Source organism: Mycolicibacterium sp. SMGY-1XX (assembly GCF_059132455.1).
Genome location: NZ_CP101139.1, coordinates 4974766 through 4994505 on the forward strand (window position 1 = coordinate 4974766; position 19740 = coordinate 4994505).

The 19740-nt window shown below is 68.4% G+C and carries 20 protein-coding genes; 8 read left to right on the forward strand and 12 right to left on the reverse strand.

The genetic code is table 11. The annotated features are described in order from the left end of the window. Positions 1 to 113: 113 nt before the first annotated feature. Positions 114 to 935 (reverse strand): helix-turn-helix transcriptional regulator, encoded by an 822-nt coding sequence (locus tag NL241_RS23855; protein WP_494395234.1) that lies wholly within the window; start codon positions 933 to 935, stop codon positions 114 to 116. Positions 936 to 1061: 126 nt separating this feature from the next. Between NL241_RS23855 and NL241_RS23860 the strand changes: the two genes are divergently transcribed. Next, complete coding sequence (locus NL241_RS23860; protein ID WP_494395235.1) at positions 1062 to 1778, forward strand: SDR family oxidoreductase; 717 nt, start codon at positions 1062 to 1064, stop codon at positions 1776 to 1778. Between the two features lie 51 nt (positions 1779 to 1829). Here the strand turns inward: NL241_RS23860 and hemW are convergent, their stop codons facing one another. Beyond that, positions 1830 to 3002: a radical SAM family heme chaperone HemW gene (gene hemW / locus NL241_RS23865; protein WP_494395236.1), complete on the reverse strand. Its 1173-nt coding sequence runs from the start codon at positions 3000 to 3002 to the stop codon at positions 1830 to 1832. 102 nt (positions 3003 to 3104) lie between these two features. On the opposite strand from hemW, the gene NL241_RS23870 reads away from it, so the two are divergent. The 4 genes from NL241_RS23870 (at position 3105) to NL241_RS23885 (ending at position 6499) form a co-directional block, all read left to right on the forward strand. After that, the gene (locus NL241_RS23870) at positions 3105 to 3200 is read left to right on the forward strand and encodes an Ms4527A family Cys-rich leader peptide (RefSeq protein WP_487687050.1); all 96 of its coding nucleotides are present in this window, start codon (positions 3105 to 3107) and stop codon (positions 3198 to 3200) included. A 120-nt stretch (positions 3201 to 3320) separates the two neighbouring features. Further along, positions 3321 to 5006, forward strand: coding sequence for a nitrite/sulfite reductase (locus NL241_RS23875; protein WP_494395237.1), 1686 nt, complete (start codon positions 3321 to 3323; stop codon positions 5004 to 5006). A 27-nt stretch (positions 5007 to 5033) separates the two neighbouring features. Next, entirely contained in the window at positions 5034 to 5747 is a 714-nt protein-coding gene (locus tag NL241_RS23880) for a phosphoadenylyl-sulfate reductase (RefSeq protein WP_494395238.1), read from the forward strand. Next, on the forward strand, positions 5744 to 6499 hold the full coding sequence (locus tag NL241_RS23885; RefSeq protein ID WP_487687042.1) for a sirohydrochlorin chelatase: 756 nt from the start codon (positions 5744 to 5746) through the stop codon (positions 6497 to 6499). Before NL241_RS23880 ends, NL241_RS23885 begins: the two co-directional genes overlap by 4 nt. Positions 6500 to 6505: 6 nt before the next feature. On the opposite strand, the gene NL241_RS23890 is transcribed toward NL241_RS23885, so the two are convergent. Beyond that, positions 6506 to 7582 carry a class I SAM-dependent methyltransferase gene (locus tag NL241_RS23890; RefSeq protein ID WP_487687039.1) on the reverse strand — a complete coding sequence of 359 codons (1077 nt, stop codon included), beginning with the start codon at positions 7580 to 7582 and terminating at the stop codon, positions 6506 to 6508. A gap of 229 nt (positions 7583 to 7811) precedes the next feature. On the opposite strand from NL241_RS23890, the gene NL241_RS23895 reads away from it, so the two are divergent. Together NL241_RS23895 and NL241_RS23900 are read left to right on the forward strand one after the other, a co-directional pair. Beyond that, complete coding sequence (locus NL241_RS23895) at positions 7812 to 8447, forward strand: TetR/AcrR family transcriptional regulator (RefSeq protein WP_487687036.1); 636 nt, start codon at positions 7812 to 7814, stop codon at positions 8445 to 8447. 2 nt (positions 8448 to 8449) lie between these two features. Beyond that, entirely contained in the window at positions 8450 to 9385 is a 936-nt protein-coding gene (locus tag NL241_RS23900) for a sterol desaturase family protein (RefSeq protein ID WP_494395239.1), read from the forward strand. Positions 9386 to 9389: 4 nt separating this feature from the next. Here the strand turns inward: NL241_RS23900 and NL241_RS23905 are convergent, their stop codons facing one another. From NL241_RS23905 to NL241_RS23925, 5 genes are all read right to left on the reverse strand, one after another. Then, a complete protein-coding gene (locus NL241_RS23905; protein ID WP_494395240.1) occupies positions 9390 to 10442 on the reverse strand; it encodes a sulfate/molybdate ABC transporter ATP-binding protein in 1053 nt (350 codons plus the stop codon). An 8-nt stretch (positions 10443 to 10450) separates the two neighbouring features. Then, complete coding sequence (gene cysW / locus NL241_RS23910) at positions 10451 to 11263, reverse strand: sulfate ABC transporter permease subunit CysW (RefSeq protein ID WP_487687030.1); 813 nt, start codon at positions 11261 to 11263, stop codon at positions 10451 to 10453. Continuing rightward, on the reverse strand, positions 11260 to 12135 hold the full coding sequence (gene cysT / locus NL241_RS23915) for a sulfate ABC transporter permease subunit CysT (RefSeq protein ID WP_494395241.1): 876 nt from the start codon (positions 12133 to 12135) through the stop codon (positions 11260 to 11262). The genes cysW and cysT overlap by 4 nt, the downstream gene beginning before the upstream one ends. Next, positions 12132 to 13175: a sulfate ABC transporter substrate-binding protein gene (locus NL241_RS23920; RefSeq protein ID WP_494395242.1), complete on the reverse strand. Its 1044-nt coding sequence runs from the start codon at positions 13173 to 13175 to the stop codon at positions 12132 to 12134. The genes cysT and NL241_RS23920 overlap by 4 nt, the downstream gene beginning before the upstream one ends. 351 nt (positions 13176 to 13526) lie before the next feature. Next, complete coding sequence (locus tag NL241_RS23925; RefSeq protein ID WP_487687024.1) at positions 13527 to 13730, reverse strand: hypothetical protein; 204 nt, start codon at positions 13728 to 13730, stop codon at positions 13527 to 13529. A 35-nt stretch (positions 13731 to 13765) separates the two neighbouring features. Between NL241_RS23925 and NL241_RS23930 the strand changes: the two genes are divergently transcribed. Further along, entirely contained in the window at positions 13766 to 15013 is a 1248-nt protein-coding gene (locus NL241_RS23930; RefSeq protein ID WP_494395243.1) for an FAD-dependent oxidoreductase, read from the forward strand. Here the strand turns inward: NL241_RS23930 and NL241_RS23935 are convergent, their stop codons facing one another. The 4 genes from NL241_RS23935 to NL241_RS23950 all read right to left on the reverse strand — a co-directional run bounded on the left by NL241_RS23935 (position 15014) and on the right by NL241_RS23950 (position 19738). Next, positions 15014 to 15607, reverse strand: a complete 594-nt coding sequence (locus NL241_RS23935) for a TetR/AcrR family transcriptional regulator (RefSeq protein WP_494395244.1) — start codon at positions 15605 to 15607, stop codon at positions 15014 to 15016. A 75-nt stretch (positions 15608 to 15682) separates the two neighbouring features. Further along, positions 15683 to 16846, reverse strand: a complete 1164-nt coding sequence (locus NL241_RS23940; protein ID WP_494395245.1) for an acyl-CoA dehydrogenase family protein — start codon at positions 16844 to 16846, stop codon at positions 15683 to 15685. 37 nt (positions 16847 to 16883) lie between these two features. Continuing rightward, positions 16884 to 17693, reverse strand: coding sequence for an SDR family oxidoreductase (locus tag NL241_RS23945; protein WP_494395246.1), 810 nt, complete (start codon positions 17691 to 17693; stop codon positions 16884 to 16886). Continuing rightward, on the reverse strand, positions 17690 to 19738 hold the full coding sequence (locus tag NL241_RS23950) for an acetate--CoA ligase family protein (RefSeq protein WP_494395247.1): 2049 nt from the start codon (positions 19736 to 19738) through the stop codon (positions 17690 to 17692). Before NL241_RS23950 ends, NL241_RS23945 begins: the two co-directional genes overlap by 4 nt. Between the last annotated feature and the right edge of the window lie 2 nt (positions 19739 to 19740).

The following is a 19740-nucleotide window of genomic DNA, read 5'->3' on the forward strand; positions in this document are numbered from 1 at the left end:
GGCCTCTCACGGGAGTCTGGGTAGGCTTGCCTAAGTACACGTGCATGCGGGTAATCGTGACATACACAGCCGGTTCACAGGCCGGCTACCCGACTGTGATCCGCGTCAGCCGCTCAGCTGGACACGTCGGCGGCCAGCGCGCCCAGCAACGTCAACGCATCGCTGCTGGGCGATCCGGGTTCGGCGTGATAGACCACCAGTTCCTGGCCCGGACTCGACCGCACATCGAAGGTCTGCATGGTCAACGTCATCTCCCCTACCTCGGGGTGACGAAAACGCTTGGCCTGTGCCGTTTTTCCCCGCGCGTCGTGGCGCGTCCAGATCTCGGCGAAGTCGGGACTGGCCTCCAGCAGCTCGGTGAGCACCGCGCGGATCCGCGGGTCGCCCGGCGCCTGGCCGTAACCGTGCCGGAACCCGGCGACCGCATCCTGGGCCACCGTCTGCCATTCGGCGTAGAAGCTGCGCGCAGTCGGTTCGGTGAACACCACGTGCATCAGGTTCTTCGAGTGCGCCCACTGCCCGAACATCGCGTCGGCGATCGCGTTGGCGGCCAGCACGTCGTAGGCGCGGCTGTACACCAGCGCCGGGTTGTGCGGCCACATGCTCATCAGCTGCAGCAGCGCCGGGTCGACGCGGGTGGTGGACCCGCTGAGCTGCCGCGGGCTCAGCCCGGCGAGGCGGAACAGGTGCTGGCGGCCGTCTTCGGGCAGGCGCAGCGCCCCGGCCAGGGCGTCCACCACCGCCGGTGACGGGCGCCGTTCCCGGCCCTGTTCGAGGCGGGTGTAGTAGTCGACGCTCAACCCGGCCAGCAGCGCCACCTCTTCGCGGCGCAGGCCGGCGACACGCCGCTGCCCGTAGCTGGGCAGCTCGACGTCCTGGGGCGTCACCTGCGCACGGCGGGCCCGCAGGTAATCGCCGAGTTCTCCTGTTGCCACATTCGCGATGGTAGTGAGCGGTGTGGCCGCGAACCTGGGTCTGGCGCACCCAGGAACACTGCGTCCTCGTGCCGCACCGGTCCGGGCCCGACAGTGGAGGACGACACACCTGGAGAGGAGAACGACATGGAGAACTCAGTGGTCCTGGTGACCGGGGCCAGCAGCGGCATCGGCCGGGCCATCGCGGGCAGGATGGCCGCCGAGGGCGCCACGGTGATCGCGGCGGCCCGCAGGATCGACCGGCTGCGTGACCTGGCCGCCGAGCAGTCCGGCACCATCGAGCCCTACGAGCTGGACGTCACCGACCGTGGCGCCGTGCAGCGCGCGGTCGACGAGATCGTGTCCCGGCACGGCCGTCTCGATGTGCTGGTGGCCAACGCCGGGGTGATGCCGCTGTCGCGGCTGGATGCGGGTCTGGTCGACGAGTGGGACCAGATGATCGACGTGAACATCCGCGGGTTGCTGCACGGTATCGCGGCGGCCTTGCCGCAGTTCACCCGCCAGGAGCGCGGCCATGTGGTGACCATCGCCTCGGTGGGCGCCCACGAGGTGGGCCCGACGTACGCCGTCTACAGCGGCACCAAGTTCGCGGCGTGGGCGATCACCGAAGGTCTGCGGCTGGAGTCCCCGCCGTGGCTGCGGGTGACCACCGTGTCACCCGGCGTGGTGACCAGTGAGCTGGCCGACACCATCAGCGATCCGGTGGCCCAGGCGGCCATGGCGGAGTACCGCCGCAACGCCATCGCACCCGAGGCCATTGCCGATGCCGTGGCCTACGCCGTCGGCACGCCCGCGGACGTCGACGTCAACGAGATCATCATCCGGCCGGCCGCCCAACGGTGAGGGTGATTTGGGCGCGCTCGTAACCGCTCAGCGGTTACGAGCGCGCCCAAATCACTCGAGAAGCGAGCGCACCACGCCGTCGGCGAGCAGACGGCCGCGGTCGGTGAGCACCAGCCGGCCGGCAACCACGGTCACCAGACCTTGGGCCTGCACCGCGTCCACCCGCTCGCGCTCGGCAGGCCGCAGCTGATCGAGGGCCAGCCCGTCGCGCAGCCGGATGCCCAGCAGCACGTCCTCGACATGCCGGTCCTCGGCGGCCAGCACTTCGAAGCCGGCGATGGGCAGCTGACCCTGCTCGAGCTCGGCGGCATAAGTGTTGGGGTGCTTGGCATTCCAGAACCGGGTGGCGCCGATGAAGCCGTGCGCACCCGGGCCGGCGCCCCACCACTGGCCGCCGCCCCAGTAGCCCAGATTGTGCCGGCACTCGCCTCCGGGGCGGCTCCAATTGGACACCTCGTACCAGTCGAAGCCGGCGTCGCGGACCATGCCGTCGAGCAGTTCGTAGCGGGCGGCCAGCACATCGTCGTCGACGCCCGCCATCTCGCCGCGGCGCACCCGTCGCGCCAGCGCGGTGCCGTCCTCGACCACCAAGGCGTAGGCCGATATGTGGTCGACGCCGGCACCGAGCACCGCTTCGACGGAACGCCTCAGGTCGTCGTCGGACTCCCCCGGCGTGCCGTAGATGAGGTCGAGGTTGACATGCTCGAAACCCGCGGCCAACGCCTCGGACGCCGCGGCCACCGCCCGGCCCGGGGAATGTGTGCGGTCCAGGAACCGCAGGACGTGCGCCACGGCGGACTGCATGCCCAGCGACACCCGGGTGTAGCCGGCGGCCCGGATGGCGGCGAAGAAGTCCGGCGAGGTGGACTCCGGGTTGGCTTCGGTGGTGACCTCGGCGTCGGGAGCCAGGACGAACGACTCGCGGACCGCGTCGAGCACCGCGGAAAGCCCGGACCCTCCGAGCAGCGACGGGGTGCCGCCGCCGACGAAGACGGTGTCGACCGCGGGCCCCGGGAGCCGTTCGGCGGCCAGCCGCAGCTCCCGCCGCACCGCGGCCAACCAGCCGTCGGGATTGGCTCCCCCCAGTTCACCTGGGGTGTAGGTGTTGAAATCGCAGTATCCGCAGCGGGTGGCGCAGAACGGCACATGAATGTAGATGCCGAACGCCCCGCCCTGCGTCATGGCGAGATCGGGGATCTCGCGCGAAGCGATGCCGGCTGTCATGGCGTCCAGTCTCCCAGAGTCCGCGCGACACCGATTTCACTCAGGGTGAGCCGAAATCTGGCCTGATTGGGACCTGCAGGAACGGCGTGGCAGAATGGCCCGGTGATCGCCGCACGCCTGCCCCAGCTTCGAGTCGCCCTCGTCGCTCGGCGGCATGTCGATTTCAAGCGTGTGTGTAGCTGTTGCTGTCTGCCTTGACGGCCTGATCTGCCCCAGCCTGCCCCCGAGACAAAACAGCTGGCCGCCGGATCTGCGCCGCCGGTTCAGCCCACCGGTGGTATCTGCAGCGGTCGCCGGCTCCCCGACAAGGAGCACACAATGACAGAAACACCCACGAAGCGCCCGGCGAAGGCCAAGCGCCCCCGCGGCGAGGGGCAGTGGGCCCTCGGGTACCGCGAGCCGCTCAATCCCAACGAGCAGTCCAAGAAGGACGACAATCCGCTCAACGTCCGCGCCCGGATCGAGAACATCTACGCCAAGGGCGGCTTCCACAGCATCGACAAGGGCGACCTGCGCGGCCGGTTCCGCTGGTGGGGGCTCTACACCCAGCGCAAGCCCGGGTACGACGGCACCTGGACCGGTGACGACAACACCGACATGCTCGAAGACGAGTACTTCATGCTGCGGGTGCGTTCCGATGGCGGCGCCCTGACGACGGCCGCGTTGCGCACCCTCGGCGGCATCTCCACCGAGTTCGCCCGCGACACCGCCGATCTGTCGGACCGCGAGAACGTGCAGTACCACTGGATCCAGGTCGAGAACATGCCGGAGATCTGGCGCCGGCTCGACGAAGTGGGGTTGCAGACCACCGAGGCGTGCGGCGACTGCCCCCGCGTCGTGCTGGGCTCGCCCCTGGCCGGTGAGTCGCTCGACGAGATCATCGACGGCACCCCCGCGGTGCACGAGATCGTCAAGCGCTACATCGGCAAGAAGGAGTACTCCAACCTGCCGCGCAAGTTCAAGACCGCGATCTCGGGTCTGCAGGACGTGGTGCACGAGGTCAATGACGTCGCGTTCATCGGCGTCAACCACCCCGAGCACGGCCCCGGCTTCGACCTCTGGGTCGGCGGCGGCCTGTCCACCAACCCGATGCTGGGCCAGCGCGTCGGCGCGTGGGTGCCCCTGGACGAGGTGCCCGATGTGTGGGAGGGCGTGGTCAGCGTCTTCCGTGACTACGGCTACCGGCGGCTGCGGGCCAAGGCGCGGCTGAAGTTCCTCATCAAGGACTGGGGTATCGAGAAGTTCCGTGAGGTTCTCGAGACGGAGTACCTCAAGCGCCCGCTGATCGACGGCCCGGCACCCGAACCGGTGCTGCGCCCGATCGACCACGTGGGTGTGCAGAAACTCAAGAACGGCCTCAACGCCGTCGGCGTCGCGCCGATCGCCGGCCGGGTGTCCGGCACGATCCTGACCAAGGTCGCCGACCTGGCCGAGGCGGCCGGCTCCAACCGGGTCCGGTTCACCCCCTACCAGAAGCTCATCGTGCTGGATGTGCCCGATGACAAGCTCGCTGAGCTGCGGGCCGGCCTCGACGAGCTGGGCCTGCCGTCGGATCCGTCGAACTGGCGGCGCAACCTGATGGCCTGCACCGGCATCGAGTTCTGCAAGCTCAGCTTCGCCGAGACCCGGAAGCGGTCCCAGAGCCTGGTGCCCGAGCTGGAGAAGCGGCTCGAGGACATCAACGCGCAGCTCGACGTGCCGGTGACGGTCAACATCAACGGCTGCCCCAACTCGTGCGCACGCATCCAGATCGCCGATATCGGCTTCAAGGGCCAGATGGTCGACGACGGCAACGGTGGCCAGGTCGAGGGTTTCCAGGTGCATCTGGGTGGCAGCCTGGGCCTGGACAGCGGATTCGGTCGCAAATTGCGCCAGCACAAGGTCACCAGTGACGAACTCGGTGACTACATCGACCGGGTTGTGCGCAATTTCGTGAAACAACGCGAGACCGGAGAGCGTTTCGCGAAGTGGGCTCTGCGAGCCGACGAAGCTGATCTGCGCTGATGCGTGTTGGGACGAAGGTGATGAACGATGACTGTTGAGGTGAGTCGTTTGACGGAGACGGACCTGCGGGAGCTGGCCGCCCGTGGCGCTGCCGAACTGGACGGCGCCAGTGCCGAGGAGTTGCTCCGCTGGACCGACGAGCACTTCGGCGGCAACTACGTCGTCGCCTCCAACATGCAGGACGCCGTGCTGGTCGAGATGGCCGCCAAGGTGCGCCCGGGGGTGGACATCCTGTTCCTGGACACCGGCTACCACTTCGCCGAGACGATCGGCACCCGCGACGCGGTCGAATCGGTGTATGACGTGCACGTCGTCAACGTCGCGCCGGAGAACACCGTCGCGCAACAGGATGCGCTGCTGGGCAAGGACCTGTTCGCCCGCGACCCCGGCGCGTGCTGCCGGATGCGCAAGGTCGAGCCGCTGTCGAAAGCGCTGCGCGGCTACACGGCCTGGGTGACCGGTATCCGCCGGGTCGAGGCCCCCACCCGGGCGAACGCGCCGCTGATCAGCTTCGATGAAGCGTTCAAGCTGGTGAAGATCAACCCGATTGCGGCGTGGTCGGACGATGACATGCAGGACTACATCACCACCAACGGCGTGCTGGTCAACCCCCTCGTCGACGAGGGTTACCCGTCGATTGGTTGCTTCCCGTGCACGGCCAAGCCCGAGCCCGGCGCCGACCCGCGCAGCGGGCGCTGGCAGGGGCTGGCCAAGACGGAGTGCGGACTGCACGCTTCGTGACGGCGTATTTTCCCACCACCCCGCCCGGGCCCTCTCCCGCCACCCCGCCCGGCCTCATCCTGACCGCGCACGGCAGCGTCGACCCGCGGTCGGCGGCGGTGACGTATGCCGTGGCGGGCCGGATCCGGCGGCTGCGCCCGTGGCTCGATGTGCGCGCGGCATTCCTGGAACGGACCGCACCGAGCTTGGGTGAGGTGTTGGCCGAGACCGGCGATGCGGTGGTGACACCGTTTCTGTTGGCGTCGGCCTATCACGCGCGTGTCGACATCCCGGCGGTGGTCGCCGAGTCGGGCCGCTACGTCCAGCAGGCCGACACGCTGGGCGAAGACCCCGCGCTGTTGACGGTGCTGCGGCACCGGCTGGCCGAGTCCGGGGTGTCGGCCGACGACGAGGGCCTCGGTGTGGTGCTGGTGGCGGTCGGTTCCTCGAAGCCGGCCGCCAACGCCCGCACCGCGACGGTGGCTGCGGCGCTGGCTCGCGGAACCCGTTGGGCCGGAACACAAACCGCCTTCGCCACCGGGCCCTATGCGAACCTCCCGGACTCCGTCGCCGAGCTGCGCGAGCGTGGCGCCTCCCGCGTCGTCATCGCACCGTGGTTCCTGGCGCACGGCAAGATCACCGATCGGGTGGCGGCTTTCGCTGCCCGGCAACAGATTTCGATGTGCGAGCCGCTGGGCTCGCACAATCTGGTGGCGGCCACCGTACTGGATCGCTACGACGACGCCGTGGCCGCGAAGCTCGTCGCCGCCTGAGGCGAGCTAGGGCCGCACCTCGAACACGATGTTGAACGGGGTCCGGGCCGCCTCCCGGAACCGGGTGAAGCCGGCACTGGTCACGACGTCACGAATGCGGGACGGACCGGCCTGCGTGCCGAGCGCCAACCCGACCGGCTGAGCCAGGGACGACGGTGTGCACAACAACGTCGAGAATCCGTAGTAGGCGCGTCCAACCGGGGTGAAGTTGTCCTCGACCCGGTCGCCGGCGGCCGGTTCGACGATCATCCAGGTGCCGTCGTCGTCGATGACCGAACGCACGTGCCGGGCGACTCCCACCGGATCCCCCATGTCGTGCAGGCAGTCGAACATCGTGACCAGATCGAAGGGGCCGCCGGAAAACGCGTCCGCCGGCGCGCATTCGAAGTGCATGCGCGCCCCGGCGTTCGCCTGCCGGGCACGTTCCCTGGCGGTGACGATCGAGCCCTCGTGAACGTCGGTACCGGTGAACTCCGAGCGCGGGAATGACTGCGCCATCAGGATGGTGGACGCGCCGTGCCCACAGCCGACGTCCGCCACCCGGGCACCGCGGTCGAGCTTGGCCGTCACACCCTCGAGCGCCGGGAGCCAGTCGGCGACCAGGTGTGCGGCGTAGGTGGGCCGGAAGAAGCGCTCACACCCCACGTGGACGTCGGAGTTGTGATCACCCCAGTGCACGCCACCTCCGGTTGCGGCGGCGTCGAAGACCTTGGTGGCGTCGCGGGCGGTTCCGTGCGCGGTCTGGAACAGTCCCACCACGAATGCCGGGCTGCTCTCATCGGCCAGCGCCACTGCCTGCTCCGGCCGCAGGAAATAGCGTTCCGACGCCGGGTCGTATTCGACGAAACCACCTGCCGCCTGTGCGTTGAGCCACTCCCGGGTGTAGTGCTCGTCGGTGGCCGTGCGTTCGGCCAGTTCCGACGGTGTGCTGGGACCATGGCCGGCCAGCGAGGTGTAGTAGCCGAGCCGGTCCCCCATCACGACCAACGCGCAGTTCAGGGCAGCGCCGGCTTCTTCCACGGCGCGCATGACAAACGCCATCAGCTGATCCTCGTTGACGGCGGCGGTGCTTGTGGTGTCCATCTCGAGTGTCCTTTCCCAGTCGCGACCGGGGCCGGTCGGTCACAGGACGGAACCGTCGCCGGCCGCACCGATCGACTCGAAGTTACGCCGCTGGAGCGGGTCGCGAGTTCGACTTCGCAGTTCCCGAAAAAGTCTGTGCGCCTTGGATACAACCTCGCGATCACCACTCGTGACACCCCTTTCGTGAACCGATAGTGCCACGAATTCAAATAACAGCTACTATCTGAATATGGATCGCAATCAGAAGCCGCGTCGCCTGACCCGCGCGGAGAGCAAGGAACTGACGCGACGCAGGCTGTTGGACGCCGCCGCGTCGGTGTTCGCCCGCAAGGGCTACGCCGCCGCGTCGGTGGACGAGGTCGCCGAGGCAGCCGGGTTCTCCGTCGGCGCGGTGTACTCGAACTTCGCCAACAAGGAGGAGTTGTTCTCGGCGTTGATGACCGACCGTGCCGTCAACCAGATGGGCGAAGTCGCGCACATCATCGAGTCGTCACGCGCCCAGTCCGCCGATCCGTTACAGGCGCTGGGCGAGATGCTGATCGCCATCGCCGACAAGGACATCGACGTCGCCGTCCTGCGCACGGAGTTCTGGCTGCACGCGGTGCGCAACCCCGAACTCATGCAGATCGAGGCCAACTCGACGGCCACCACACTGGCGGCGATCCGCGGCATCCTGGCAGACATGCTGGCGCGCAACGACGTTGACGACAGCGTCGACGTCGACGAATTCGCCACCACCACGCTGGCGATGTTCAGCGGTCTGATTCGGCAACGGCGTATCGACCCCGAGCGCGTCAATCAGGAGATGTTCGGCCGCGCGCTGCGCCGCCAGATCGCCGGGATGCCGAAGAAAGGGAACAACTGACCGTGGAGGCCAACACCGCTTGGATCGGGAACATCGGGCTGTACGCGATCCCCGCGTTTCTCCTGCTGCTGGGCATCGAATTGCTGGGCGATCGCCTGGAACGGCGCCGGGACCGTCGCGAGGGCCGAGATGCCCAGCCGCGGAACAAGGTCGGCTTCTCCACCCGTGACACCTTCGCCAGCTTGTCGGTCTACGGGCTGGGCCGGGTGGCGAATCTGGTGGAGGACTTCATCGAGCTGCCCATCGTGTTGCTGGCGGCCGCCTTCGCGCCGTGGGCGTTGTCCGCGTCGGACTGGTGGGTGTGGGTGCTCGCGATCGTGGGGGCCGATCTGGCGTACTACGCCGAACACCGGATGCAGCATCGGGTCCGGCTGTTCTGGGCGGCGCACAGCGTGCATCACTCGAGCCGGCACTTCAACATGTCGACCGCGGTGCGGCTGCCGTGGCTGATTCCCGGGCGGTTCCTCACCTCGGTGGTCTACATCCCGATGGCATTGGCCGGTATCCCGGTGTGGATGATCTTCCTGTGCCAGGCCGTCGTGCTGCTGTACCAGTTCCCGCTGCACACCGAACGCATCGGAACACTGCCGCGCGCAATCGAGTACATCTTCAACACGCCGTCACATCACCGCGTGCACCACGGCGCCAACAATCCCTACCTGGACAAGAACTACGGCGGCATCCTCATCCTGTGGGATCGGATCTTCCGCAGCTACGCCGACGAGGTGGAGACCATCCGTTACGGATTGACGCACAACATCGACACCTACAATCCGGTCAAGATCAACTTCGCGGAATTCGTCGCCATGGTGCGCGACGTCGGACGCGCCAAGACGTGGCGGGGCCGGATCGGCTACCTGCTGCAACCGCCCGGCTGGGCGGAGACAGCACCACACGCCGAACCGGCACCCACCCTGGTGGGCAACGAAAGTCGCTGAGCCGTCAGGCGTTGCTGAGTTCCTCGTCGGCCTTGTCGGCCTTCGGCACCTGAAGGCTGCCCGCGATGGGGGGCACCCGGGTGGCCCGCACGTAGACGGTGTCACTCTCGCGCAGACCGAGCGCCTCGGCGTCACCGCGGGTGATCTGTGCGGTGAACGGGGTCCCCGTGGTGGCGCTGGTGAGCTCCACCCGGACCTCGAAGCCCAGCACGACCACCCGGTTGATGGTGGCTTTCGTGACACCCGTGGACTCCGCGGTGCCGTCACCGGCCGCGATCGACATCTCGGGATTGCGCCCCACCCGGATGTCGTGCGGGCGCACCAGGATTCCGTTGAGCGAGGACACCGTGCCCAGGAAGGACATGACGAAAGCGTTGGCCGGCTGGTCGTAGACCTCGGTGGGTGAACCGACCTGCTCGATGCGCCCTTTGTTGAGCACCGCGATGCGGTCGGCCACATCGAGCGCCTCGGCCTGGTCGTGGGTCACCAGCACCGTCGTCACGTGCACCTCGTCGTGCAACCGGCGCAGCCAGGTGCGCAGATCCTCGCGCACCTTGGCGTCCAACGCGCCGAAGGGTTCGTCGAGAAGCAGTACTTCGGGGTCGACGGCGAGTGCGCGAGCCAGGGCCATGCGCTGGCGCTGGCCGCCGGAAAGCTGGTTGGGGTAACGGTTCTGGAAGCCGGCGAGTCCCACCACCTCGAGCAGGTTGTCGACCTTGTCCTTGATCTCGGCCTTGGGCCGCTTGCGGATCTTCAACCCGAACGCCACGTTGTCGCGGACACTCAGATGCTTGAACGCGGCATAGTGCTGGAACACGAATCCGATGCCGCGTCTCTGCGGTGGCACGCGGGTCACATCACGGCCGTTGATCGTGATGGATCCGGTATCGGGTTCGTCCAGCCCCGCGATGGCGCGCAACAGGGTGGACTTACCGGAACCGCTGGGACCCAGCAAGGCGGTCAGTGAGCCGGCCGGCACCACGAAGTCCACGTTGTCCAGGGCCGCAAATTCGCCGTAATGCTTGTTGGCACCGGCGACGGTGATCGCGTTCGTCATGAGATCTCCTACTTCTCGATCTTGGCGCGGCGGGCGTCGAGGACGACCTGCACCACCAACACCAGCACCGCAACAGCCATCAGCAGGGTCGAAATGGCATAGGCGCCGTACTCGTTGGCGCGGTTGTAACGGTCGGCCACCAGCAGGGTCATCGTCTGCGACTGCCCCGGCAGGTTGGACGACACCATGATCACGGCACCGAACTCGCCGAGGGTGCGGGCGATGGTCAAGACGATGCCGTAGGTGAGACCCCACCGGATCGACGGCAGCGTGATCCGCCAGAAGGTCTGCCACCACTGCGCGCCGAGCGTGGCCGAGGCTTCTTCCTGATCGGTGCCCAGTTCGTGCAGCACCGGTTCGACTTCGCGGATCACGAACGGCACGGTGACGAAGATGCTGGCCAGCACGATGCCGGGGAAGCTGAAGATGATCTTCCACCCGAAGTCGTTCTCGACGAACCCGAACAACCCGGCCGATCCCCACAACAGGATCAACGCGACACCGACCACCACGGGAGACACCGCGAACGGCAGGTCGATGACCGCCTGCAGCGCGCTCTTGCCACGAAACTTGTTGCGCGCCAGCACCAGCGCCGTGGGTACGCCGAACAGCACGTTCAGCGGCACCACGATGGCCACGACCAGCAGCGACAGCTGCAGCGCAGAGATGGCCGCCGGTGTGCTGATGGACGCGACGAATTCGCCGACACCCGGGGCCAGCGTGCGCCACAGGATCAACCCCACCGGGATGATCACCAGGATGCCGATGTAGGCCAGCGCGATGAAGCGCAGCAGATAACGAATTCTGGGCGAGAGCGTCATCGCGCCTGCTCCTCGCGCCGGGCCGCGCGCGAGCCGAGGGCCCGCAGGATGAACAGCACGATGAACGAGATCGCCAGCAGCACGATCGAGATGGCCGCGGCGCCGGTGCGGTCGTCGTTCTCGATCAGGGTGCGGATCCACTGCGACGACACCTCGGTCTCGCCCGGCACCGCGCCGCCGATGAGCACGACGGAACCGAACTCCCCGATAGCGCGGGAGAACGCCAGTCCGGCGCCCGAGAGCAGCGACGGCAGCAGCGCGGGCAGGATCACCCTGGTCAAGATGGTCAGGTTGTTGGCACCCAACGACGCCGCCGCCTCTTCGACCTCCCGGTCGAGTTCGAGCAGCACCGGCTGCACCGACCGCACCACAAACGGCAGCGTCACGAACAGCAGCGCCACCCCGATACCCCACTTGGTGTGTTGCAGATGCAGCCCCACGGGGCTGGCCGGGCCGTACAACGCCAGCATCACCAGACTGGCGACGATCGTCGGCAGCGCGAACGGCAGGTCGATCACGGCATCGACCAGGCGCTTGCCGGGGAAGTCGTCGCGGGTCAGCACCCACGCGACCAAGAGCCCGAACACGCCGTTGATGACGGTGACGCCGATCGACACCGTCAGGGTGACCTCGAACGACCGCAGCGCCGCGGGCGAGGTGACCGCCTCCCAGAACGCCGTCCACCCACCTTTGGCGGACTGCCACAGGATCGCGGCCAGCGGCAGCAGCACGATCACCGACAGCCACAGCGTCGCCGCCCCGACCCGCAGCGACGTACTGCCGTGCCGGCGCCCCAGCCGGGCGGCGGCCCGGCCCGGGCCGGCGTCACCGCCTGGCTCGGGCCGCACCGCCGCCGAGACGCTCTGCGTCATCCAGTGGCCTGCTTGTAGATCTTGGTGATGGTGCCGTTGTCCTTGTCGAACAGCGCCGGGTCGACTTCACCCCAGCCACCCAGGTCGGCGATGGTCCACAGCTTCTCCGGGGTCGGGAAGTCGGCGGCGAACTCCTCGGCCACCGCGGGATCGACCGGACGGAAACCGGCCTCGGCCCAGATCTTCTGCCCCTCGGGGGTGTACAGGAAGTTCTTCAGCGCGTTGGCCTGCTCCAGGTGGGCGCTGGTGGACACCACGGCCACCGGATTCTCGATCTTGAACGTCTGCGGCGGGTTGACGTGTTCGACGGGCTTGCCCTGCCGCTCCACGTAGATGGCCTCGTTCTCGTAGCTGAGCAGCACGTCGCCGGTGCCCTGCAGGAAGACGTCGGTGGCCTCACGACCGGAGCCGGGGCGCGTCTTCACGTGCTCGGACACCAGCTTGTTCACGAAGTCGATTCCGGCCTGCGGGTCCTGGCCGCCGTTGCTCTTGGCGGCATACGGCGCCAGCAGATTCCACTTCGCGGAGCCAGAACTGAGCGGGCTCGGGGTCACCACCTCGACGCCAGGCTGCAGCAGATCGTCCCAGTCGCGGATGTTCTTCGGGTTGCCCTCACGGACCACGAGCGAAACCACCGAGCCGAACGGGAGTCCCTTGGTGGCGTCGGCATTCCAGTCCGCGGCCACCTTGTCGGCCTTCACCAGGCGGGTGACGTCGGGTTCGACGGAGAAGTTGACGATATCGGCGGGCTTGCCGTCGACCACAGCGCGGGACTGATCACCGGAGGCGCCGTAGGAGGTGGTGACGGCGATGCCCTTGCCTTCTTCGGTGGCGGCGAACGCCGGGATGATCTTGCTCCAGCCCGGCTCCGGCACCGCGTAGGCCACCAGGGTGAGGGTGGTCTCGGCGTCGGTGGCGCCGCCCTCTTCACCCGCGACGTCACTGGATCCGCCGCCACCGCAGGCAGCGAGCATCGATGCGGTCACAGCGAGCGCAGCGGCCGCCCGCCAGCGCTTCGGGGACGTCAGAATGTTCGGCATGGAGGACCTTTCCAGGGCGGAGTACGGGATCGGTACCCGCCACGGCGGAAAGGATGAGGGCTCAGATGATGGCGCTATGCGCAGTCCGTCACCGACTCCAAACCGCAGGCGGGCAAGGGTCAGCGACAACAACAAACATCAACAACGGCGCAGTGTCCCTGGACGGAGGAAGCCAGCATCTGGCCACCTCTGTTGCCCCCGGACGCCGCGCGCATGGCCGGAAGAGTAGCAGAGTTTCCGCCGACCACCACCGTCGGCAACGTGCTGGTTACCGGGTGACGAACCACATGACGACAACAAGCACCACGAGAATGACCAGGATCAATGTCACGCGCGAGCGAGGCATGCCGTTCACCGCTGTCCGTCCTCTCCCCCGCGCAGCCGATGCAGCAATCGAACCCCGTTGCCCAGCAGGGCGTCCAGCAACACCGCGATGGCGTAGGCGAGCAACAGCACCACCGGCATCACCACGACCGTCTGCAGAACGAAGTCGAGGCCGGAGAGCCACAGCTCGACGCCGTCCCACCAACTGAGTAACCCATCCATCAAAGACACCGTCCCTGCATCGCATCCCACCCTACGATCAACGCGTGGGAACGGCCGAAACCGGTGACGAATCCACCACCTGTCTGGTCGCCGGCGGCGGCCCGGCCGGAGTGATGCTCGGTCTGCTGCTGGCCCGGGCCGGGGTCGACGTCACCGTCATGGAGAAGCACCCCGACTTCCTGCGCGACTTCCGCGGGGACACGGTGCATGCCAGCACGCTGCGCCTGCTCGACGAACTCGGCTTGGCGTCGGCGTTCACGGCGGTGCCGCACCGGCTGATCTCCGGGGTGAACCTGGCGGTGCAGGGCACCACGCTGTCCCTGAGCCTTGCGCACCTGCCCGGTCCGCACCAGCACATCGCCCTGGTGCCGCAGTGGGATTTCCTGGAGATGCTTGCCACGGCGGCCGCCCGGGAACCGTCGTTCCGGCTTCTTCGCAACACCGAAGTGCTCGGACCCCGGTACGAGGGCGCCAGGGTCACCGGGGTGCGCTACCGCGACGCCGACGGCCACGAGCGCCAGATGCGGGCCGCGCTGACGGTCGGGTGCGACGGGCGCGCCTCCACCCTGAGGGCCGCCACCGGTTTCACCCCGCGCAGTTTCGGCGCACCCATGGACGTGTGGTGGTTCCGGTTACCGCGCCACCACGATGATCCCAGCGGGCTCAACGGCAGGTTCGAGAGCGGCCAGGCCGTCGCGCTGATCGACCGGGGCGACTACTTCCAGATCGCCTACCTGATCAAGAAGGGTTCCGATGCCGCGATGCGGGCCGAGGGCATCGATTCGCTTCGCCGGCGCGTCGCGGCCCTGGTGCCCTGGCTGGCCGACCGGGTGGATCAGCTCCAGTCGTTCGACGACGTGAAACTGCTTGACGTGCAATTGAATCGGCTACGCAAGTGGTACGGCGACGGGATCCTGTTCCTCGGCGACGCCGCCCACGCCATGTCGCCGGTCGGTGGCGTCGGCATCAACCTGGCCGTCGCCGACGCGGTGGCCGCCGCCCGGCTGCTGGCGGTGCCGCTGCGCACCGGCGCGGTGTCCACCCGTCACCTGGCCGCGGTGCAGGCGCGCCGCTGGCTGCCTGCGGCGGTGATCCAGCGCGTGCAGCGGTTCGTGCACGACAACGTGATCGCGCGGGCCTTCACCGGACCTGTCACCGGCGCGCCTGCCGCAGGTGAGGCGCCGCGAGCCCTCCGCCTGGCGAACCGGTTCCCGGTCCTGACCCGCGTCGCCGCCTACGGGGTGGCCATCGGTCCGCTCCCGGAGCACGCACCGGACTTCGCGAGGCGCTGATCACGGGGCGATGACCTCGCTGATGAAGGTCTTGCAGGTCTGCCGCATCGCCTCCAGCGACATGTTCGGTGAGCCCAGCACCACCTGGACGGCCAGCCCGTCGAGCATCCCGATCAGCATGTTGGCCTGTAGCCCGGGGTCGCCGGCCCGGGCCAGGCCGGCGGCCTGAGCGTCGCGGATCACCCCGGCGACGACATCACGCCACTGACCGTAGAGCCGGTCGTTGATCTCCTGCAGCACCGGATCGCGGCTGCCTTCGGCCCACAGCGCCAGCCACACCTTCCACGCCCGTACCGAGAGTTCGTCGTTGGGTAGGTACGACTCCACCAGGTCGTGCAGGATCGCCAGGCTGTCCTTGCCCGAGGTGAGCAGTTCCTGACGGCGCGCCAACGAGTCGGTCAGGTTGAACTCGAACGCCGCGGTGATGACTTCTTTTTTGGTCTCGAAGTAGTAGTGCACCGTGCCCGAACTGACCCCGGCCTCGCGCGCGACGTCGGCGAGGCGCAAGGCGGGGATCCCCGCCGTGGCGATGACTTCGCATGCCGCGGCGAGGATCTGCGGCCGACGCTCGGCTTCCACACTGGGGCGCGGCATCGGTTCCTCCGAGTAGTCCGGACAGCTCAGACCTCCCGATCGTACAAGTCAGATAACTGGCGGCCCGATCAGATGTCAGCCCAGATTGCGCGAGATCACCAACCGCATGATGTCCGAGGTGCCTTCCTCGATCTCCTCGAGTTTGGCGTCGCGCATCCACTGCTCGACCGGGTACTCGCGGGAGTACCCCCACCCGCCGAGGGTCTGGACCGCGCCGTGCGTGACGAACATGGCCGTCTCGGAGGCGGTCAGCTTCGCCATCGCGGCGATTCCGCGCGCCGGCACCCCGCTGTCGATGAGGCGCGCGGCGTGCAGCACCAACAGGCGCGCCGCCTCGATCCGGGTGGCCATGTCGGCCAGCCGGAACGCGACCGCCTGGTGGTCGATGATCGGCACGCCGAACTGCTTGCGGGTCTTGGCGTAGTCGAGTGCGTACTCATACGCCGCGCGGGCCGCGCCCACCGCCGCCGCACCGAGCACCACCCGCGAGATGTCGAAGGTTCCCATCAGTCCGTAGAAGCCCCGTCCCTCGTCGCCGAGGCGGTCTTCTTCGGGGACGAACACCCCGTCGAGGAAGATCTCGCGACACACGATGGCCCGCTGCCCCATCTTCTTCATCGGTTCGCCGAAGCTCAGCCCTTCGGTGTCCTTGGCCACCAGGAACGCCGAGATACCACCCGAGCGTTTGGTGGTGTCGGTCTTGGCGAAGATCACGTAGGAGTCGGCGGCCCCGGCATTGGAGATCCAGGCCTTCTGTCCGGTGATGCGGTAGCCGCCGTCGACGCGGGTGGCCGTGGTGGAGATCGACGCGGCATCCGAACCCGATTCCGGTTCGGTGGTGGCCAGCGCGGTCATCGTCGCGTGGGGCCCGGTCAGCGGTGTCAGCCAGCGCTTCTTCTGCTCCTCGGTACCCAGCACCAAAATCGGGTCGGCGAAGAAGCCGTTGGAGCACACCAGGTTTCCGATACCCGGGTCACCCCAGCACAGTTCTTCCTGGACCAGGCACTGGGTGAAGACATCGGTGAAACCGCCACCGCCGTATTCCTCGGGAATCATGAAGTCGGTGATACCGACGGCCGCGGCCTTGGCGAAGATGTCCACCGGGGTCACCGTGTCGGCCTCGTCCACTTCACGCCCGCGGGGGCGGATCTCCTTGGCGGCGAATTCGCGGCACAGTTCGATGATCTGCTTCTGCTCATCGGACAGCGGCCAGGCCGCGAAGTTGGTGGTGACGGTCATGGGGTTCTCCTTCGAATGAGGTTGGAAGACTGGGTTTTCAGCGGCGCGAGTCGGTGTAGACGGACTTGCCCAGCCATTGGCCGCCGTCGGCGACCAGCACTTCGCCGGTGACGTAGCCGGCACGATCGCTGAGCAGGTAGGCCGCGGATTCGGCGATCTCGGCCGGCGCGGCGAACCGGTGGGCCGGGACGCTGGCGAGCACGTCGCGACGAGCATCGGCACTGCCCCACAGCGCCGCGCCGGCACCGGCGGTCTCGGTCGGTCCGGGTGCCAGGCAGTTCACCCGCACCCCACGGCCGCCCCACTCCACGGCCAGGGTGCGCGTCATCGCGACCACACCGCCCTTGGCCGCGGCGCTGTGCACCGTGCCGGGATGCCCGTGCCAGGCATAGCTGGCGATGATGTTGAGGATGGAACCGCTGCCGCGGGCCAGCATGTGCTGCGCCGCGGCATGGGTGCAGTAATACGAACCGTTGAGCACGATGTCGGTCACCGCTTTCCAGCCGCCCGGCGACAGCTGCTCCGACGGCACCACGAAGTTGCCTGCGGCGTTGTTGACCAGTGCGTCCAGCCGCCCATGCCGGTCGACCAGCCCGTCCACGGCGGCGGCCACCCCCTCGTGATCGCGCACATCGCAGACCAGCGTCTCGGCGTGCCCACCGGCGCTGTCGATCAGGGCGGCGGTCTTCTCGAGAGCGTCCTTGCGTCTGCCGAGCACGGCGACCAGACCGCCGGCCAGCGCCCAGCGTTGCGCGATGGCACGGCCGATGCCGGAACCGCCGCCGGTGACCAGCGCGACGCGGCCGGAGAACTCGGTCGAGAGGTCGGGAAGGGTGGGGGTTGTCATCGTTTCGCCTCTTCGGTTGTGGTGCAACGGGTCAGGATCAGCGCGTCGACGGCCAGCGCGCCGGTGGCGGTGGCGCGGACGGGGTTGAGTTCGATCTCGGCGATGTCGGGATTCGCCGCGATAAGGCGTGACACCGTGACGATCACCTCGGCGAGCGCGGGTATGTCCACCGGCGCACGGCCCCGCCAGCCGTGCAGCAGCGGCGCGATACGCAACGCTTCGAGCATGGCGGTGGCGGTGTCGCGGGACACCGGTGCGCACTCCATCCTGATGTCGCGGTGCACCTCGGTTTCGGTGCCACCGGCGCCGACCACCACCACCGCGCCCAGGTCGGGATCGCGGCGGGCGGCCACCAGCACTTCGACGGCGTCCGGCCGCCGGTCCTGTTCCTCGAGGACGTACTCGCCGTCGCCGAGGCGGGCGTGCATGGCATCGAAGGCCGCCGAGATCTGCGTCCAGTCCGCCAGGTGGGTGCGCACCCCGCCGGCCTCGCTCTTGTGTTCCAGCCAGCCGGCCTTGAGCACCAGCGGCCCCCGCAGCGCCGCGGCTGCGGCGGCCAACTCGGCCGCGTCGCGCACTGCGGCTCCCCTCGGGAAACCGATCCCGGCGGCGCCGAGCCAGGCGCGGGCGGACCAGTATCCGGGCTGGGGCGCGGTGGTTGCAGCGCCGGGTTCGATTGCGGCCCTGGGGGTCGGCACGGCGGCAGCCAGTGCCGAGAGCACCTTCATGACCGCTTCTATGCTGCCGTAGGCCGGCACACTGCTGCGCCAGAGTGCCTGTGCGGCAGCCGAATCCGGGGCCATGGTGTGGACGACGACGGGCACGCCTGCCGCGCCCAGGCTCTCGGCCACGGCCACCTCGGCCTCGGCCAGGGCGGGGGTGTCCTGCCCGTAGCAGCCGAAGTACCCCGTCAACACCACTGCATCCACCTCGCCTGCGCCTCCGACCTGCTCGACGACACGGGCATAGTTGCGCAGGTCCTGTTCCCCGGCTCCGGCGAGGTCCACCGGGTTGGTGCACGCGGCTCCTGAGGGCAGTTGCGCGGCAAGCCGTTCGGACAGCGCGTTCGAGAATCGCGGCACCGTGAGTCCGGCGGCCGCCGCCACATCGGCCGCGATCCCGCTCTGTCCGCCGCTGTCCCCCACGATGGCGATCCGCCGACCGCGAGACGGTGCCACGGCGAGGAAGCCGCGTGCCACGTCGACGAGTTCGGTGGGGGTGGCGACCCGCACGACACCGGCGGCGCGGCAGGCGGCGTCGACGACATCGAGTGGCGCGGTGAGTGATCCGGTGTGGGTCTGGGCCAGCCGCGCGCTGGCGCTGCTGGCGCCCACCGTCAGCAGCACGGTGGGTTTACCCGATGCACGCAACTGGGCCAGCGTGTCGAACAGCGCCACCCCACCGGCGAAACTCTCCAGATACAGGGCGATCACCTCGGTGCCGTCGTGGGCGGCGAGGTCCGCGAGCACTTCGGTTGCGGTGACGTCGGATTGATTACCGATGGAGACGAAGCGCGACACCCCGAGGCCGTGCCTGCGGCCGATCGCCACCAGCTCCGAACCCAGCTGTCCGCTCTGCGAGACGACCGCCAGCGGCCCGGGCGTCGGCGCGCCCCACATCAACCTGAGTTCATTGGTGGCGTCGTAGATGCCGAGGCTGTTGGTACCGATCAAGCGTGCACCGGCGGCGGTGATGCGGGCGGCCAGCGCGGCGTCGTCGGCGATGCCGGAGGTGATGCCGAGGAAGCCGCGGGTGCCGCGTTCGAGAGCGGCGTCCACCGCGTCGTCGACATGGCCTGCGGGCACACACAGCGCCACCAGCTCGGGAGCGTCCGGGAGCTCGGAAATGCTGGCCGCACAGGGTTGGCCGAGGACCGAGGTCGCGCGGCGGTTGACCAGGTGGACGGTGCGGCGGTGGGCCCCGGCGAGCGCGCCGGAGGCCAGCCAGTAACCCCACTTGGCGGGGTCTTCGGAGGCCCCCACGACGGCGACCGACGACGGGTCACTGAACACACGCAGGTCCTGCCGTGCCGTCGGCGAACTCACGA

What these genes read in the sequence shown, in the direction of transcription:
- NL241_RS23860 (WP_494395235.1), top strand. Translation starts at nt 1,062, where the DNA reads ATGGAGAACTCAGTGGTCCTGGTGACCGGGGCCAGCAGCGGCATCGGC.
- hemW (WP_494395236.1), bottom strand. Translation starts at nt 3,002, where the DNA reads ATGACAGCCGGCATCGCTTCGCGCGAGATCCCCGATCTCGCCATGACG.
- NL241_RS23875 (WP_494395237.1), top strand. Translation starts at nt 3,321, where the DNA reads ATGACAGAAACACCCACGAAGCGCCCGGCGAAGGCCAAGCGCCCCCGC.
- NL241_RS23880 (WP_494395238.1), top strand. Translation starts at nt 5,034, where the DNA reads ATGACTGTTGAGGTGAGTCGTTTGACGGAGACGGACCTGCGGGAGCTG.
- NL241_RS23890 (WP_487687039.1), bottom strand. Translation starts at nt 7,582, where the DNA reads ATGGACACCACAAGCACCGCCGCCGTCAACGAGGATCAGCTGATGGCG.
- NL241_RS23895 (WP_487687036.1), top strand. Translation starts at nt 7,812, where the DNA reads ATGGATCGCAATCAGAAGCCGCGTCGCCTGACCCGCGCGGAGAGCAAG.
- NL241_RS23905 (WP_494395240.1), bottom strand. Translation starts at nt 10,442, where the DNA reads ATGACGAACGCGATCACCGTCGCCGGTGCCAACAAGCATTACGGCGAA.
- cysW (WP_487687030.1), bottom strand. Translation starts at nt 11,263, where the DNA reads ATGACGCTCTCGCCCAGAATTCGTTATCTGCTGCGCTTCATCGCGCTG.
- cysT (WP_494395241.1), bottom strand. Translation starts at nt 12,135, where the DNA reads ATGACGCAGAGCGTCTCGGCGGCGGTGCGGCCCGAGCCAGGCGGTGAC.
- NL241_RS23920 (WP_494395242.1), bottom strand. Translation starts at nt 13,175, where the DNA reads ATGCCGAACATTCTGACGTCCCCGAAGCGCTGGCGGGCGGCCGCTGCG.
- NL241_RS23935 (WP_494395244.1), bottom strand. Translation starts at nt 15,607, where the DNA reads ATGCCGCGCCCCAGTGTGGAAGCCGAGCGTCGGCCGCAGATCCTCGCC.
- NL241_RS23940 (WP_494395245.1), bottom strand. Translation starts at nt 16,846, where the DNA reads ATGACCGTCACCACCAACTTCGCGGCCTGGCCGCTGTCCGATGAGCAG.
- NL241_RS23945 (WP_494395246.1), bottom strand. Translation starts at nt 17,693, where the DNA reads ATGACAACCCCCACCCTTCCCGACCTCTCGACCGAGTTCTCCGGCCGC.